We start from the raw sequence: 15142 nt of genomic DNA, 5'->3' as shown, positions 1-15142 counted from the left end.
GCGCTCCGGCTGTTGGATCAGCAAGGAGCAATGACCATGGGACTCTTTTCCGACCTGAACAAGAAGCTGACCGAAAACCTGTACGCCCATGGCAGTTATCTGAGCGATCCGAGCGCCGACCTGCCGCGGCGGGTGGAGGAGACGGTCGACCTTCTGATGCCCTTCGTGCGGCCGGAGGCCCGCGAAACGGTAAAGCTGCAGATCCTCGGCATCATCCACGAGCATATCTATGACGAGGACTGACTGCGGCGACCGCTCGATCCGCCGGAGACGCTAGAGCAATTACAGGAAAAGTGTGAGCGGTTTTCCGTCCGGAATTGCTTAAAAAACAAAGAGATAGGGCGTTTCGCCGTTTCCGTGAAACGGTGAAACGCACTAGCCGAGGGACGCTTTCAGCCATTATCCCGAACGCCGGGATCTGCCTTGCTTTTCGGCTTCGCGGAGCAGCCGCACGATGGCGTCCACCGGAGACGGGTTCGTGGTCGGCTGCGCTTTCCAGCGCCATAGATGACGAAACAAACTTCTCAAGCGCGGCATCACAATTACCTCCTTGCGCTATCAAACCTGGGACGGGGAACGATGTTCCTTTCATACCTGGCGGAAGATCGCGGCGAGCAGAAACCCAACCGCGGCCAGGACGACCAGCGCCACGATCACCAGCACCGGGCCGTTCCTGCGCGGCTGCAGGCCGGGCGCGTTCTCTGGCGGCCGCATCGCGTTGGCAAAGCTTGCCTGGTTGGTGAAGCTCGGTTCGCGCAGCCCTGCCGGCTTGGCGGAAGTCGGGACATCGCCGGCCTCGGCATCCGTCTCCTGCGGCGCCGCCGCAGGGTCGAACCCAGGGGTCTTGTCCTGCGTCCTGCCGGCCTGGATTTCGCCGCGGGCTTCGGCGGGCGTGCGTTGGTTGGGTGACATTCGGCGCCTCCTTTATTTCCAAACCTGCTTCCGGCCCCGCTGTTCCAACCGCGCCTTTAAGACGGATATCGAACAGGGCGCTGCCTTCGAGTTCATCGCTAGCGTTGCGGGATGTCGGGCGCTGCTATCCAAGTCGATTCGTGAACTCCGGCGGAACTTTCAGGAGCAGGGGAGCTTTGTATCCTCGACAGGAAGACGAAGAGGCAGGAATGCAAGTTCTCGACACAGCGATACATGCCGGTCCTGGAAACGTGACGGTCGAATTTCTCGGCGAGGGCGGGGAAAAGATCGCTGTCACCATGGTTGTGTCCGACCCGTTGCCCGGCGATGCCGCGCTTGTCCATCGCGCCAAAGAGTTGATGATTCAGTGCGCTGCGTTCGGCGGCCGGTCTGCGCAAGGCAGCCAGGACGGGTCCGTGGATGCCGTCCGGCCCGCCGTCGAGAGGCCAACCGACGTGGGCCAGGATCTCTACACATTCGAATATCGCGACGGTGGCAGTTTGAGGCGGCTTGAAGGGGTGGAATTGCCCAACCTCGAAGCTGTTCACGATGAAGCGCTGCGCTCGGCGATCGATCTTCTCGACGATCCGGCTGCCGAAGCTCGGCGGGAGGGCTGGGCGGTTCGGGTTCGCGGCGGCGACGGCGATGTAATCTTGTCGGTCGATTTCGATGAGGCAAGGCGGGAAAAGGCCGCCGCATTGTGATGGAGGCAAGTAAGTGAAGGATCGGACGATAAAGACCTTTATGCCCCTGCACGCGATTGCCGCCGCCCGGGGCGATGGGCTGAGGCCGGAATTTCTTCGCCTGTTCGAGGCCCGCGCGGCCTTGTCAGACCTCGACGTGATTCAATTCGGCCGGAGCGAGGACGCAGGCTTGGACCAAGCCGGCCCGAATCCTATCGGCAGCCGCGCAGCCGTTTGCGGGCGAAACCTCGTGCGCTTCCCGGGCCGGCGGAGTACAACAAGCCGTTTGCCAGGAGGAGGTAAGCGTGCCAGAGGAGATCGTCATGCAAGCGCCCCTGGCACTGATCATTGAAGACGAATATCTGATCGCTTGCGATGTGGCGGATGGCTTAAGGGCGCTCGGTTACGAGGTGGCCTGCGTGGCCTCGGAACGGGCAGCCGCGACTTGGCTGGATGACAACCAGCCCGATCTGGCCATCATCGACATCCAATTGCTCGACGGCCAAAGGGGGACCGCCGCCGCTCGCCTCAAGGAGGCGGGTGTGCCTTTCGTCGTGCATTCGGGCTACGATCCGGCCTTCCAGTCGCCTGTCTTCCATGGCGCGCCTTTTCTGCTGAAGCCTGCGCCGATCCAGCATCTGGTCGAGCTTGCGAGCCGGTTGATAGGCGATCGCACCATGTCGTAGGTGAGGCTTTCTCAGTCCGGCGCATCGCTCTTGCGGAACCGCGACACCGCTTCGATCAACAGGTTGTAATCGACTGGCTTCGACAGCTTGGGCTTGTCGCGAAACCGGTCGGGAAAGACGGTGACGCTGTCGTAGCCGGTGAGGAAAATGAAAGGGACACCGCCGAGCGTGAGATGCTCGGCCAGGGGAAAGCTTTGCTCGCCTCGAAGATTCACATCCAGCACGGCTCCGTCCAGAGCAACGCCCTCGATTTGTGCAAGCGCCTGTCTGACCGTGGGTGCCGGGCCGATCACTGTGCATCCTGCTTGGGTCAACTGGTCGGCGAGGTCCTCCGCAAGCACAAATACGTCCTCGACCACAAGGACATTCAGGCCGGACAAGAGCATGTTGTGTCCACTCCTCATTGCTCAGCGGCAAATGTCAGCGACCTGTGCCTGACGCCAGCGGAATTTCTATGTCGCATTCCAGTCCGGAGCGTTCGAACCTCAGATCGACCTTCCCTCCCAGCTCGTACTCCAAACTTTGCTGGATGAAGCTCGTTCCGAAATTCCGCTTTGGCGGCTCTTCGACGACAGGTCCGTCGATTTCCCTCCAGCGGATTGACAGAATGCCCGGTTTGTCGGTGTTCCAGGCTACTTCGACGCGAGCGTCCTCTGTCGATAGGGCTCCGTATTTCGCGGCATTGCTGGCAAGTTCGAAGAACACCATGCCGAGTGTTGCGGCCGCGCTCGCGCCCAGCTGCAAAGGGCTTCCGAGGATGATGATATTCTGGCGCTCCTTGCTGCTGTAGGGCGACAGCACTGCCCGCAGCAACTGCTCGAGATCGGCATCTGTCCAGTTGTAGGAAGACAGCACGTCGTGCGTTCGACCCATTGCCTGCAGCCGCTGCTGGAAGGATGTGGAAAAATCGCTCATCGAACTGGATGTGCGAACCATGCGGGACGTCAGCGCGGTGACCGTGGCCAGGATATTCTTCACGCGGTGCTGCAATTCATGCAGCAGCCTTTCCTGGCTGCGCTCGGCCTCCTTGTGGCTGGATATGTCGACCAGCGCCGCGATGGCGCCGCGGACCTTGCCCTTTTCGTCGAACAGCGGGTTGGCCGACATCATGACGTCGATTGCGGTACCGTCTTCATGCTGGATACTCGCTTCATAGCCGGGAATTGCCTTGCCGGTGCGCATTGTCTTGAGCAGCGGCTGGTCGTCGGTGCCGACCTTGGTTCCATTGAGCGTCAGCGGCAGGATTGCGGGCACGGATATCAGCTTGGTGCCGGTAGCGGGCCGACCCAACAGCTCCGCCGCGCGCCGGTTGGCGCGGATCTCCACGCCGGCGCCATCCTCGGCGATGAAGATGCCGATCGGCACGAGATCGAGCAGGGTTCCGAGGCTTTCGCCGCGGTTGCGCAGGTCATGCGAGAGTGCGCCGATCCTTTTCTCGGCCTGCGTGATCTGGGTGACGTCGACGAAGGTGACGACGACGCCGGCTATGATATTGTCGACTGTCCGGTAGGGCAGCACCCTCATGATATAGCTTTGGCCGTTGTCCATGCCATCGACCTGCCGCTCGATCGTGCCAAGCCTTTGCAGCACCTGTTCCATGTCGGCCTGCAGGCCGTCGGCCGCGAAGCGCGGACGGACATGCGCCAGCGGCCGTCCGACATCGCTTTCCACCAGCCGGAACAGGTCGCGCGCGGTCGGTGTGAAGTTCTTGATGCAGAGGTCGCGGTCGAGGAAGATGGTGGCGATTTGCGTACTTTCGAGCAGGTTCGCCATGTCGTTGTTGGCGCGGGTGAGCTCATCGACGCGCAGACTGAGCTCGGCATTGACGGTGTGCAACTCCTCGTTGATCGACTGGAGTTCCTCCTTCGAGGTTTCCAGTTCCTCGTTGGACGACTGCAGCTCCTCGTTGATCGAGGAAAGCTCCTCGTTCGAGGATTTCAGCTCCTCATTGGAGGATTCGAGCTCCTCCGTCGTAATCTGCAGACGCTCCTTGGTTTCCCTCAGCTCCCTTTCGAGCTGACTGACATTGGCGCTTTCGACATCGTCGGTTGTGTGGACGGCCTCGTCCTCGGCTTCCGGCTTGATCCCGCCGACATCCCGGAAGACCAGCATAAAGAGGGGGTCGGAAGAACCATCGCCCGGCAGCGGCTGCACAGCCAGGCTGATCGTCTGACGCCCGCCATTGGTGCCGATGCTGATCTTATTCTGGACCGCCACCTGTCCGGTGCTTACAGCCTTGTGGAGAGCGGCCCTCAGATCCATGCGCAACCCGCGACGCGCCATGGAAAAAACGTTGTGGCTGGGGGCGCCGGCAGCAAGCTCCAGATATTTGCCCGTGCCGCCTGAGCTGTGCATCATCTCGCCGGCGGCATTCACGATCACATAGGCCGGCGAATAGCGCTCGACGAGCAAACGCTCCGCGATTTCCTGCAGGGTTCCGGCCGTTGCCCGCCGGCGCGCACTTGGATCCGTCGATCTCGCCGCTGTAACAAGCGGGAATTCCGGCAACCGATGTGCGGTGGCCCCGTTGCGCCTCTGGAAGATGCGGCTTGTCTTATCCACCGTCGAGAACAGCTGTGGATGGCGCGTGACGTTCTCCGAGGAACCGAGAAGGAGATAGCCGTTGTTGCGCAAGGCGTAGTGAAAGATCGGGACGATCTTTTCCTGCAGTTCCGGGCCCATATAGATCAAAAGGTTGCGGCACGCGATCAGGTCGAGCTTCGAAAAGGGCGGATCGCGCAAGAGATTGTGCACCGAAAACAGGCAGATCTCCCGCAGGTCGGCGGAAATTCGGTATGTGCCGTCCTCGCGCGAGAAGAACTCCTTCAGCCGCTTCGGCGTTATGTCCGGCGCGATCGTCGCCGAGTAGCGGCCGGCGCGCGCTACTTCCAGCGCGCGCTCGTCGATGTCGGTGGCGAAGATCTGTAGGTTAGGCGAGGCGGCGCCGCGCGGCGCGTTCTCCTTCAAGAGCATGGCGATCGAATAGGCTTCCTCGCCTGTGGCGCAGCCCGGCACCCATACCCTGATCGTCTCGCTGGGTTTGCGGTTCTCGAACAGCCGGGGAATGACCACACGCTCGAGAGCGTCGAAAGCCTGCGGGTCGCGGAAGAAGCTGGTGACGCCGATCAGCAGGTCCTGGAACAAAAGATCGACCTGCTGCGGGTCCTCGCGTAGCCGCTGGTAGAAGACGGTGGGATCGTCGATCTGCAGCACCAGCATGCGGCGCTGGATGCGCCGCAAAATGGTGTTGTCCTTATAGCCGCTGAAATCATGTCCTGTGCGCGAGCGAAGCAGGGCGGCGATGCGCGAAAGCTGTTCGGTCACTTCGCGCTTGCGCCGGTCCCGCTCGGTTTCGGTGCGGCTCGCGTGGGTGAAATAGCTGACCAGCTTGCCGGCCATCTCCTCAGCCGGAACCACCATGTCGACCAAGCCGCTCTGGACGGCGCTGCGCATCATGCCGTCATATTCGGCGCTCTCTTGCGCAAGCGTCAGTCCGCCGCGCTCCTTGATGGCCCTCAAGCCGACGGTGCCGTCACTGCCGGTTCCGGAAAGAATGATCCCGGCGGCGTTCTCGGCCTGCTCCTGCGCAAGCGAGATGAAGAAATCGTCGATCGGCGCCCGTCTGTCGCGCGCGGCCGCGATCTTGACCAAGTGAAAGCGCCGCTCTTCAATCCTCACCGAAACACCTGGCGGGATCACATAGATGTTGTCGGGTTTGACCTCTACGCTTTCGGCAACTGTTTGCGTTGCGATCGCGGTTGAGCGCTGGATGATGCTGGCAAGCGCACTTTCATGCTCGGCGTCGAGATGCTGGATGACGACATAGGCGAAGCCGCTGTCGGCGGGCACTTCGGGAAAAAAGCTCCGCAATGCAGCGATGCCACCCGCCGATGCGCCGATGCCGACAATGGGGAAGGACGCCGGCTGTTTTTCGTCGTCGCCCGAACTAACCCTTGCCTTGTGAGTACTTGCCTTCCGCGCTGACTTCGCCATTGCCCCTTACCTGAACCCGCCTGCTTTCGAGGATGCGTTCGATCACAGCGGCATCCGCCTCATATTCCTTCGCCCGCCTGCCCATTTCGGCGGCGAGTCCGGAGCGGCGCTTCGCCCGCTCCCGCTCTGCCATACGCTTGGCAAACTCTGCCCGCTGCTGATGCGAGCGGAGCAGGCTCCACAGGATCTCTTCGGCCTCCACCGCCTGCATCTCCATCACCGCGTCGGTGGTGAAGGCATGCCCGGTATGGCACCGATAGCGCAGCATGTCACCGTCTTCGATCTCCCACAACGGCCCGTGACATTCCGGGCATGTAAACACCGACAATTCGCCAAGTCGATCCGCTTCCTGCATCGTCGAATGCTCCTGCGCGGCAATGGCCGCTTCCAATCTAACCGCCGGCGGGGGAGGAAAGGATACTCCGGCCGGCTCGACCGCAAGTTTTGCCAGCAAAGGGCCGAGTTCGGCAGCGGGCAGGCAGTGGTCGACCTCGACATAGCGCAGCGCGCTTTCAATCATTGCCGGCACCAGCGCGTCCTTGGGGTGCTGGACGACTGCCAGCCCGCCGACTGATTTGACGGCCCTCAACCCGGCGGTGCCGTCGGAAAGCGCGCCCGACAGCAGAACCCCGATGACGCTCGCGCCGTAGCTCAGCGCCGCCGAGCGGAACAAGGGGTCGATGGCCGGCCGGGCAAGATTCTCGCGCGGGCCGCGCCGCAGCATCATATGATCATCGTGAAGGAGAAGATGGAACCCGGGCGGCGCGACATAGATGCAGCCGGTCCTGAACTCTTCGCCGTTCGTTGCCGGCTGCGTTTTGAGCGTGCCCGCGCGGTCCAGGATCTCCGGCAGGCAGCTGACCTGGCCGATATGCAACACGACAAAGATGGCCGCCGGCAGATCGGCCGGAAGGTTGGCGACGATCTGCTTCAACGGCTCGATTCCGCCGGCCGACGCGCCGATGACGATGATGTTATGGTTGGATTCTTTGGAACGGGCCATTCCGCTACGAGCCTCCAAACTGGGCTGTAAGAAGTGTTCCGTTGGGGTGACGGCATCATCGCGGTTCAGCGACAGGTCAGATGTTTAACCCTGCAACCTGCACGAAGTTCCGTTCGCTGCCGGCCAGGCTCGTCGCGAAGGATGGCGGGAACATAGGGGATGACTGGCAGTTGGGGTTCGCCTCAGACGCCATGCCAGGCGTTTGTCGAAGATCGGTGGGCAACACCTGATCGGTCTGCGCCTGTCTCTTGCAAGCGCGGGCTTCAGGCCCGGCAGGCCTGCCGCGCCGCTGTACAGATGTCGCCGCCAAAACCACAGGAGACAGCAATGAAGCATCAAACCTCATATGAACTTCAATCGGTGGCGGTCGTCGACCGGCTTGGATTGATCCCCCTTGCCACGAGAACGCAGCGGATCGAGCGGTGGGCGGAACTGCTGGACCGCAATCCGCTTCGGTGTCTCTCCGCGCTGACGGGCACCGAATATGTCGATCCCGAGGTTCGCGAACAGGTGCGGGCGGACGGATCGCCGCTCGCGGTTGCTTTCGATGATCCGTTGCTGCGCGCGGCCGGTTTGCAGTCCGACACCTACGGCGAGGCGAAGCGCTTTTTCGAATTGTCCGATTGGCAATTGCATGACGTCGTGTGCAGTTGCCATACCGGCGCGACGATGCAGGCCAGCTGGGCTGCCGCGCGGGTCCGTCGGATCATAAAAGGCAACCGGATCCTTGCCTGGCTCAGAAGCCGCCTGACGCATTGAGAATGCTGGTCGCCAGGCGAGCGCAGGTCGCCGGCGGCTCGGCTGCCTGCGATTAGTGCAGCAGACAAGCTCCGCGCAGCCGCGCTATCTTGCGCATGATGGTGTTCAGCCAGTCGGCGATCGATGACCCGGCGGGCCTTTTGTCGATATCTTCAAGCGCCTGCTCCAAAGTGTGCTCGACAAGGCGGTCGGAAGCGCCGGCATCGTCCAGCAGCAGACGCGCGGTGAGCCGGAGCTTGGGGAGCAGCGCAACGACGTCCTCCGCCGGGGGCGTCGGCTGCGCGACGGTCACCGGCTCCGCAAAGGGTTCCGGCGGGAACAGCGCATCGACCACGACGGCGCCGTTCGAGGACTTGCTCAGGCTGCTCGCGAAACGCAAACGCTCGGGGATGGCGATCTCGTCATAACCGCTGAAGAAGACGAAGGGCACGTTGCGCCGCATCAATTCGTCCGCGACCGGGAAGACGAGGCGACCATGCAGGTTGACATCCAGAATCGCTGCGTCCGCCGCTTTTGCATGTCGCCCGGCCTGCTCCACTGTCGCTGCCGGTCCGAGGATGATAGCGCCCATCCCAGCGAAGAAGGTCGCCAGATCGCTGGCCAGCAGCCACTCGTCCTCCGCGATCAAGAGGTGAAGTCCCCTGAGGTTTCGCACACGAAGCTCCTTAGTTCATATTCTGACGTTGGTGAGACCTCAGTCGCGGGGCATGTCGCGTCGATACCGGCGCGTGTATCCATGAGGTCACAGGGAAGCCAACTGGTAGAACGCGGCGATGGGTGAACCGTTCCGGCGGTTCGCTGCGCCGGATCTGACAGCTCTGGAACCATTCCGCAGACCGGCGGTTCGATACCAGGCGGGAGTCGGCCGGGAACGATGACCCATGACGCCGCAGGGCGAAGCTTCCAGGGGAAGACAGCGAGCGCCAAGATACCGACCGTATCCGCGACCTTGCCGAAAGAACGAGAATTCCAAGCGGGTTGGCGCTGGCGCTGATCCTGAATACGGCAACGAGCCGAACGTGCTCGATCGCGAGGCTGCAAAGTTCAAGCGCGACGCGAACGGCGGCAGGCAGGGAGCTGCGGCGTGCTGGCCGATCCCATGGTCCTCATCCTGATGTATTTCATCCTGCCGGTCTGGCTGGTTGCGGGCTTTGCCGACTGGCTCTGCCATCGCGCCACCCACATCGAATCGACGACCGGTGCGAAGGAATCGCTCATTCACTTGCTGATGTTCGCCGAGGTTGGAATCCCGCTGCTTGCGGCAATGTTCCTGGAGGTGAACGCCCTGGTCATCGCCGTGATGATCGTCACCTTCTTCATTCACGAAGCGACGGCGATATGGGACGTGCGCTATGCGACCACGGCCCGCACGGTGAGCCCCGTCGAGCAGCACGTGCACAGCTTTCTGGAAATGATTCCGCTGATGGGGCTGGTCATCGTGGTGGCGCTGCATTGGGGCCAATTCCTGGCGCTGTTCGGCGCCGGAACGGAAAGGGCGCGCTTCGACTTGACCTGGAAAGAACAGCAACTGCCGGTGATATACATTGCCGCCGTGATGACCGTGATCGTGCTGTTCGAGCTGCTGCCCTATGTGGAGGAGTTCTTCAGAGGCCTGCGCGCCAACTCGGGCCGGTTGGTGCCTGACAAGGCGAGGCGGCATGAGCCCGGCGACACGGCGACGCGCTGAGGCTGGCTGTCCTCTCAGCCGTTCTGGTCGATAGCGTGCGGCGAGGGTTGCTGGGCGCCGCCGCTCGGGCGCCTGCCGTTTTGGTCAGCCCAGACCCAAACGGCGACCAGAACGATCACCAGAATGCCGAGAGCAATTAGGATACGACGCATCCCCGGGCCGACCTGCTTCAGCCGCCTGGCCTGTTGGCGGCCGGATCAGAGCCGGCGCCAACCGCGGGATCGGGTGCCACCGGACCGCGCTCGACTTCCGAACCTTCCGACTCGATCTCCTGGACGGCTTCATCCCAGTGTTCCTGCTGACGGCCCTCGGGGCGGCCTTCACGCTCCCAGATCTCATGAGCGCGTTGCCTGATGCGTTCTTCCCTGTCCATGCCTGGCTCCTCTCGCACGGCTGAACTGCATTGTCTGCGCCTAATCGAATGCCTGGAGGTTTGTTCCACCGGACTTGAAACGGACTGCCCGGCAGTTGGGAACGCCGCTCCCGCGCCGGTGTTATCTTTCATCCAACCGGAGACAGAGTCATGAAGAACAGTCAGAACCGTCGCGAGACCGGCGCCACGAAATATCCCGCCAACACCGATCCGGATCCGAGCGACGAATTTTCCCAGGACGCCGCCGGCAATGAAAGGCCCCATGTCGATCCGGGCCTCAGCCGCAAGCAGGGCGAGGTCGAGGACAAGACCCGTCAATCTGAGGGCCGCAATCCGCCGCGACAGCCGACGCCAAGCACGGCGACGGAAAAGAGCTCAGGGGCCGGTCCCGCTGTCGCGGAGCATTCCAAGGACGCCAAGGCGCCCAGGAGCGGCCGTCAGCCCGGCGCGTATGTAAAGAAATGAACGGCGGCGCGCCCCCTGGAACATAGCTTTGAATTCTAAGTTCGGTAGCAATCGTCTCCGCCGGTTCCGGCATTGAGGCGGCGAGTAGCCAGGCTCCGAGACCATCCGGTTGCTGTAAAACGGCGGACCGACGATGAACAGAAAAGCCCCCAGCATGCATTTCCGGAAACGAGCGGGCGCGATGACGTGTCGCCCGCCCGTTCAGCGCCGAACGACGGCTTGGCTGGTTTTGCCGGCAAGCCTCTTGGCAGGTTCTCTTTGTGCCCCGGCATCGGCGCACCAGGCGCCGGCGGGCTGGCAGTACGATCCTTCCTGCTGCGCCGGAGTGGATTGCTATCAGGCTCCACCTTCGGACGTGAAAGAGACGAAATACGGCTACCAACTCTCGACCGGCGAGCTGATCCCCTACAGCGACCACCGCATCAAGCGATCACGCGACGAATATTTTCACGAGTGCAAGCCCGGGGGCGACACCAGTTCCCAGCACTCCTTCTGCCTTTATGTTCCGGACCGCGGGATGTGAGGCGCAGCGGTTAGTATCCCAAATCGTGACCAAGAAGGCCCGTCCTCGACACAGGCGGACCTCCTCGGTGTGCGAAAGCTACAGGCGCGAAACGCCTACTTGTTGCAATTCTGCATGTTGGATGTTGTGTTGCCGCTAGCGGTATTGTTGTCGATATCGTTGCCAGCCGCGTCCTTGCACCGGTCGCCCATGCCGCCGGACGGTGCTGTGGTCGTGCTGTTTGTGGCGTTTGGATCGACCGTGCCGCCATTGCCGTTGTTGTTCATGCCGTTGGTTCCGGTCGTGGTGCCTGTTCCAGACCCGTTGCCACTGGTTCCAGAGCCGCTGGATTGGGCCATTGCGGATGTAGCCAGGACAATTGCGACAGCCGAAGCCGAGAGAAGTCTAATCATGGGGAAGTCTCCTGTTTGATCGCCAGATTGCGATATGTCTCAAACAAGAAATCCCTGTCGATGTTCCAGAGTGGCAGGCGCTATCCATAACTTCTTGTCGATTACACCTGAAACCAACAATGCTGCCATATCGAATGCGCGTCATAGAACAACTAGGCTTATTTGTTGTTCGAACTTTCTGCCTCGGGTCGATGCCGGCCGCGATGTTGGAGTCGTTTCACATCGCCTTCGACCGTGTCCCGCCATGGCTCCTTGAAAGTGCCCTTAGAGGTGCCGATGCGGGATCGTTCTCCCATATCAGCGTCGCTCGGATTTTTGGCTTTCGGGCGCTGGTTTCCCTGACGACCATTCCTCGTAGCCCGGTCCATCAAGACTTCACGCGGAATCTGCCGCATCGCCGCCAGGATTTCCCGATCCGGGGTGCCGCCGCCGCCGAGATGAACATCGACCATTCGACGGCGCTGGCGGGAAAGGTCGAGGGTCAGAATTCCCGCCTATTCGCCGGCCTCCATCATCGTCTTGGCTGGCTCCTGCGCGACGTTTTCCTCGATCTGGTCGCGGCCCGGAGTCCGAGGCAGCGCCTTGCGGAAGTTCTTGGCGTAATCGGGCGGCATTTTCGGCGGCATCATCGGCTCATAGGCGTCGACGAGCGCTTCTATGATCACCGGCCCGCTGGCGGCGAAAGCCTGGTCGAGCACGCGCTCGACCTCCTCCGCCCGCTCGATGCTGAACCCTTTTCCACCCATCGCCTCGGCGGCCTTGGCAAAATCGATCGGCTGCAGCTCGCAGCCGAATTGGGGATTGCCGAGGAACATCATCTGCTCCCAGGCGATCTGGTTCAGCATGTTGTTCTTGATGACCAGGAGTTTCAGCGGAATGCCATAGCGCACGGCCGTCGAAAACTCGCCCAGTTGCATGGCGAGCCCGCCATCGCCGACGATCGCCGCGATAGGGCGGCCGGGAAAGGCTATGCCGGCGGCAATCGCATAGCTGAGGCCGCAGGACATGGAGGCAAGCGCACCGGAAACGCCAAAGGCTTGCCCCGCGCGGAGATCGACATGACGGGCGGCAAGCTCCGTGTTCTGGCCGGAATCGGTGGCCAGAATCGCATTCTCCGCAAGACGTTCGCCGAAGGCGCGCGCGACGCGTTGCGGCTTGAGAGGATGAGCCAAGTCGTCTTCCGACTGGCGCATCATCTCGCGCCATTTGCGCATCGAGCCTTGCGCCGTCGCCAGGAACTCGCCGTCAGCTTTCTGCTTCAGCCGCTTGTTGAGGGCGCGCAAGGTCTCCGCCGCATCGCCGACCAGACCGGCTTCGACCGGAAAGCGCAGGCCGATGCGCTGCGCATCGCAATCGATCTGGACGCCACGCGCCTTGCCCGGCCGCGGGTAATACTCGATGTAGGGAAAGGTCGAGCCGACAATGAGGACGGCGTCGCATGTTTCCATCGCCTCCTGCGATGGCAAGGTGCCCAGAATGCCGATGCCGCCAGTGGTGTAAGGATGGTCGTCCGGCAGCACCGCCTTGCCCAGCAGCGCCTTGACGACCGGCGCCTGCAACAGCCGCGCCGATTCTTCAAGCTCGGCTGCTGCGCCGATCGCTCCGCGCCCCGCAAGGATCGCCACGCGCGCTGCGTCGTTGAGAATGGCCGCGGCCTTGTCCAACTCCCCGTCTTGCGCGACGCAGTGAGGAGCGAACATGCCCTGCGGCGTGTGCGCCGGCCGGTTGCGCTTGGATCGCTTGGCCGCGTCGGCGGGCTGTTCCTGGATATCGCTGGCGATTGAAAGATGGGCGACGCCCTTGCGGGCGAGCGCGGTGCGGCAGGCGAGGCTTGCCACATTCTCCATATGCGCCGCGTCCGAGACCTGGACGTTGTAGACGCTGACGTCGTTGAAGACGCGGGTGAGATCGACATCCTGTTGCGTGAATGTCTCGATCAGGTCATGAAACTGCATGCCGGTAATTGCCAGCACCGGCGCCTGGTCGAGCTTGGCGTCGTAGAGGCCGGTGAGAAGGTGAGTACCGCCGGGCCCCGACGTTGCGAGGCACACGCCAAGCTTGCCTGTCCATTTGGCGTAGGCGCAAGCCATGAAAGCGGCCGATTCCTCATGCCGCACCTGGACGAAGGATATCCTGTCCCGGTTTTTGCGCAGCGCCTCCATGACGCCATTGATGCCGTCGCCGGGCAGGCCGAACACGACTTCGACGTTCCAGGCAATCAGGGTGTCGACGAGGATTTCGGCTGCGTTGGGCATGGCGAGGCTCCGCTGTTGGCTTCCGAACCGGCAAGACCACCGTTGGTTCCCTCGTCGGATCGGGCCGGGCCGGCGGTCACAAGGAACAAACCCGATTGCAAAGGGTTGTGGCGGCCACTGCCATGTGCTGCTCTGAGGAGGGTCTGTGGAAGAGCCTGTTTTCTGCGACACGCCGCTGCTGCGGGTCGCCTATGTGAGCGGCGGATCCGAGGACGGAGCGCCTGTGCTGCTCCTTCATGGCTGGCCCGATGATGCGACCACTTTTGCAGACGTGTCGCCATTTCTTCATGCCGCGGGCTTTCGCACCTTCGCGCCATGGCTGCGCGGGTTTGGAGGGACTGTGTTCCACTCCGGCGAAACGATGCGCTCAGGCGAGATCGCCGCCATGGCGCAGGACGCGCTCGACTTTGCCGATGCCATCGGCCTCGAACGGTTCGCGGTTGTCGGCCACGACTGGGGGGCACGCATCGCCTACCTGCTCGCCTCGGTGTTTCCGCAGAGGATAAGATGTTGCGCGGCGCTTTCGCTGGGATGGCAACCCGGCTCGCTTCCGACGCCATCTTTGGAGCAGACGAGGGCCTTCTGGTACCAGTGGTTCATGGCGACCGAGCGCGGCGAGGAGTTCGTGCGACAGCACGGCCACTCCTTCGCGCGATTCCAGTGGGGCAGCTGGAGCCCGCCAGGCTGGTTTGACGACGCGCTGTTTGAACGTGTGGCGAAGTCCTTCAAAAATCCGGACTGGCCGGACGTGACGCTGCATTCCTATCGCGTGCGCTGGGGGGAGGCGGATCCCGATCCGCGCTACGCTGAACTCGCGCGCAAGCAGGTTGAGGCGGAGGTCATCTCGGTGCCGACACTGGTCCTTCATGGCGATGACGACCGCGTCGTTCTGCCGAGTTCGTCCGAAGGCAAGGAGGAATATTTCTCGGCAAGCTACGAACGTGAGCTTCTGCCGGGCGTCGGCCACTTTCCGACCCGCGAGGCGCCTGAGCAGACCCGAGAGGCGCTGGAGAGCTTCCTGATAAGCTTCGGCAGGCAATAGGCTGCGCCGACGATATTCGGGACAGCTGCCCCGAGAGGAAGTTCGTCGGTCCAGCAGACTGGCGAGACAGGAACCTTTTTCCTGTCAGTGGGTTAGTGGGCAGGCATTAACCCATGTTAGGGGAGCGGCCGTGACACGCAAGCTTCGTCAAGTGCTCGGATCGGAGGAGGAGCCCTCCAAGATCACGACGCCGGAGCGCGAGACGAGCGTCGCGTTGGAGGCGCTGAGATGCGAGAATGCACCGTCTCGAATGTTGGCACTGGCGCGTAAGCTCGACGCCGCGATAGCGTTGCGGACGCGCAAAACCCGCCCGAATTGATTGTCAACTGGGACGTTCCGATCGCGACGATGCGGAACAATCATGGCCGG

17 protein-coding genes are annotated in these 15142 nt (G+C 62.3%); 8 read left to right on the top strand and 9 right to left on the bottom strand.

All coding sequences use genetic code 11. The annotated features are described in order from the left end of the window. Positions 1-36 precede the first annotated feature (36 nt). The gene (locus LB535_RS13935) at positions 37-243 is read left to right on the top strand and encodes a hypothetical protein (protein ID WP_140542319.1); all 207 of its coding nucleotides are present in this window, start codon (positions 37-39) and stop codon (positions 241-243) included. Positions 244-588: 345 nt separating this feature from the next. Here LB535_RS13935 and LB535_RS13930 read toward each other — a convergent pair whose 3' ends face one another. Beyond that, positions 589-912 carry a hypothetical protein gene (locus tag LB535_RS13930; protein WP_224632596.1) on the bottom strand — a complete coding sequence of 108 codons (324 nt, stop codon included), beginning with the start codon at positions 910-912 and terminating at the stop codon, positions 589-591. A 209-nt stretch (positions 913-1121) separates the two neighbouring features. Here LB535_RS13930 and LB535_RS13925 point away from each other — a divergent pair, with 209 nt between their 5' ends. Next, positions 1122-1616: a DUF6894 family protein gene (locus LB535_RS13925; protein WP_224632595.1), complete on the top strand. Its 495-nt coding sequence runs from the start codon at positions 1122-1124 to the stop codon at positions 1614-1616. 302 nt (positions 1617-1918) lie between these two features. After that, complete coding sequence (locus tag LB535_RS13920) at positions 1919-2281, top strand: response regulator (protein ID WP_224632594.1); 363 nt, start codon at positions 1919-1921, stop codon at positions 2279-2281. An 11-nt stretch (positions 2282-2292) separates the two neighbouring features. On the opposite strand, the gene LB535_RS13915 is transcribed toward LB535_RS13920, so the two are convergent. The 3 genes from LB535_RS13915 to LB535_RS13905 are packed head-to-tail and all read right to left on the bottom strand — an operon-like array spanning position 2293 to position 7277. Then, positions 2293-2667 carry a response regulator gene (locus tag LB535_RS13915; RefSeq protein WP_224601089.1) on the bottom strand — a complete coding sequence of 125 codons (375 nt, stop codon included), beginning with the start codon at positions 2665-2667 and terminating at the stop codon, positions 2293-2295. Positions 2668-2701: 34 nt separating this feature from the next. Continuing rightward, positions 2702-6274 (bottom strand): CheR family methyltransferase, encoded by a 3573-nt coding sequence (locus LB535_RS13910; protein ID WP_224632593.1) that lies wholly within the window; start codon positions 6272-6274, stop codon positions 2702-2704. Continuing rightward, positions 6228-7277: a chemotaxis protein CheB gene (locus tag LB535_RS13905; RefSeq protein ID WP_224632592.1), complete on the bottom strand. Its 1050-nt coding sequence runs from the start codon at positions 7275-7277 to the stop codon at positions 6228-6230. Before LB535_RS13905 ends, LB535_RS13910 begins: the two co-directional genes overlap by 47 nt. A 327-nt stretch (positions 7278-7604) precedes the next feature. On the opposite strand from LB535_RS13905, the gene LB535_RS13900 reads away from it, so the two are divergent. Continuing rightward, complete coding sequence (locus tag LB535_RS13900; protein WP_224632591.1) at positions 7605-8036, top strand: hypothetical protein; 432 nt, start codon at positions 7605-7607, stop codon at positions 8034-8036. A 52-nt stretch (positions 8037-8088) separates the two neighbouring features. Here LB535_RS13900 and LB535_RS13895 read toward each other — a convergent pair whose 3' ends face one another. After that, positions 8089-8664, bottom strand: a complete 576-nt coding sequence (locus LB535_RS13895) for a response regulator (protein ID WP_224632590.1) — start codon at positions 8662-8664, stop codon at positions 8089-8091. A 456-nt stretch (positions 8665-9120) separates the two neighbouring features. Here LB535_RS13895 and LB535_RS13890 point away from each other — a divergent pair, with 456 nt between their 5' ends. After that, positions 9121-9723 (top strand): diguanylate cyclase, encoded by a 603-nt coding sequence (locus LB535_RS13890; RefSeq protein ID WP_224632589.1) that lies wholly within the window; start codon positions 9121-9123, stop codon positions 9721-9723. Positions 9724-9892: 169 nt separating this feature from the next. Here the strand turns inward: LB535_RS13890 and LB535_RS13885 are convergent, their stop codons facing one another. Then, positions 9893-10096: a DUF2934 domain-containing protein gene (locus tag LB535_RS13885; RefSeq protein ID WP_224632588.1), complete on the bottom strand. Its 204-nt coding sequence runs from the start codon at positions 10094-10096 to the stop codon at positions 9893-9895. A 150-nt stretch (positions 10097-10246) separates the two neighbouring features. Here LB535_RS13885 and LB535_RS13880 point away from each other — a divergent pair, with 150 nt between their 5' ends. Together LB535_RS13880 and LB535_RS13875 are read left to right on the top strand one after the other, a co-directional pair. Continuing rightward, positions 10247-10561, top strand: coding sequence for a hypothetical protein (locus LB535_RS13880; RefSeq protein WP_224632587.1), 315 nt, complete (start codon positions 10247-10249; stop codon positions 10559-10561). A 133-nt stretch (positions 10562-10694) separates the two neighbouring features. Then, positions 10695-11084 (top strand): hypothetical protein, encoded by a 390-nt coding sequence (locus LB535_RS13875; protein ID WP_224632586.1) that lies wholly within the window; start codon positions 10695-10697, stop codon positions 11082-11084. A gap of 95 nt (positions 11085-11179) precedes the next feature. On the opposite strand, the gene LB535_RS13870 is transcribed toward LB535_RS13875, so the two are convergent. The 3 genes from LB535_RS13870 to LB535_RS13860 form a co-directional block, all read right to left on the bottom strand. Then, positions 11180-11350 (bottom strand): hypothetical protein, encoded by a 171-nt coding sequence (locus tag LB535_RS13870; protein ID WP_224605617.1) that lies wholly within the window; start codon positions 11348-11350, stop codon positions 11180-11182. A gap of 284 nt (positions 11351-11634) precedes the next feature. Continuing rightward, the gene (locus tag LB535_RS13865; protein WP_224632585.1) at positions 11635-11928 is read right to left on the bottom strand and encodes a hypothetical protein; all 294 of its coding nucleotides are present in this window, start codon (positions 11926-11928) and stop codon (positions 11635-11637) included. A gap of 42 nt (positions 11929-11970) precedes the next feature. After that, positions 11971-13731, bottom strand: coding sequence for a thiamine pyrophosphate-dependent enzyme (locus tag LB535_RS13860; RefSeq protein WP_224632584.1), 1761 nt, complete (start codon positions 13729-13731; stop codon positions 11971-11973). A gap of 145 nt (positions 13732-13876) precedes the next feature. On the opposite strand from LB535_RS13860, the gene LB535_RS13855 reads away from it, so the two are divergent. Continuing rightward, the gene (locus LB535_RS13855) at positions 13877-14773 is read left to right on the top strand and encodes an alpha/beta fold hydrolase (protein WP_224632583.1); all 897 of its coding nucleotides are present in this window, start codon (positions 13877-13879) and stop codon (positions 14771-14773) included. The last annotated feature ends 369 nt before the right edge of the window (positions 14774-15142 follow it).

It is taken from the genome of Mesorhizobium sp. CA10, assembly GCF_020165285.1.
Classification (GTDB): domain Bacteria; phylum Pseudomonadota; class Alphaproteobacteria; order Rhizobiales; family Rhizobiaceae; genus Mesorhizobium.
This window is presented reverse-complemented; position numbering and strand designations above follow the sequence as displayed.

Excerpts from the sequence above, each read along its gene's own strand:
- LB535_RS13865 (WP_224632585.1), bottom strand. The coding sequence starts at position 11,928 with ATGGTCGATGTTCATCTCGGCGGCGGCGGCACCCCGGATCGGGAAATC.
- LB535_RS13915 (WP_224601089.1), bottom strand. The coding sequence starts at position 2,667 with ATGCTCTTGTCCGGCCTGAATGTCCTTGTGGTCGAGGACGTATTTGTG.
- LB535_RS13860 (WP_224632584.1), bottom strand. The coding sequence starts at position 13,731 with ATGCCCAACGCAGCCGAAATCCTCGTCGACACCCTGATTGCCTGGAAC.
- LB535_RS13900 (WP_224632591.1), top strand. The coding sequence starts at position 7,605 with ATGAAGCATCAAACCTCATATGAACTTCAATCGGTGGCGGTCGTCGAC.
- LB535_RS13885 (WP_224632588.1), bottom strand. The coding sequence starts at position 10,096 with ATGGACAGGGAAGAACGCATCAGGCAACGCGCTCATGAGATCTGGGAG.
- LB535_RS13930 (WP_224632596.1), bottom strand. The coding sequence starts at position 912 with ATGTCACCCAACCAACGCACGCCCGCCGAAGCCCGCGGCGAAATCCAG.
- LB535_RS13905 (WP_224632592.1), bottom strand. The coding sequence starts at position 7,277 with ATGGCCCGTTCCAAAGAATCCAACCATAACATCATCGTCATCGGCGCG.
- LB535_RS13920 (WP_224632594.1), top strand. The coding sequence starts at position 1,919 with ATGCAAGCGCCCCTGGCACTGATCATTGAAGACGAATATCTGATCGCT.
- LB535_RS13935 (WP_140542319.1), top strand. The coding sequence starts at position 37 with ATGGGACTCTTTTCCGACCTGAACAAGAAGCTGACCGAAAACCTGTAC.
- LB535_RS13880 (WP_224632587.1), top strand. The coding sequence starts at position 10,247 with ATGAAGAACAGTCAGAACCGTCGCGAGACCGGCGCCACGAAATATCCC.
- LB535_RS13870 (WP_224605617.1), bottom strand. The coding sequence starts at position 11,350 with ATGAACAACAACGGCAATGGCGGCACGGTCGATCCAAACGCCACAAAC.
- LB535_RS13910 (WP_224632593.1), bottom strand. The coding sequence starts at position 6,274 with ATGGCGAAGTCAGCGCGGAAGGCAAGTACTCACAAGGCAAGGGTTAGT.
- LB535_RS13875 (WP_224632586.1), top strand. The coding sequence starts at position 10,695 with ATGAACAGAAAAGCCCCCAGCATGCATTTCCGGAAACGAGCGGGCGCG.
- LB535_RS13925 (WP_224632595.1), top strand. The coding sequence starts at position 1,122 with ATGCAAGTTCTCGACACAGCGATACATGCCGGTCCTGGAAACGTGACG.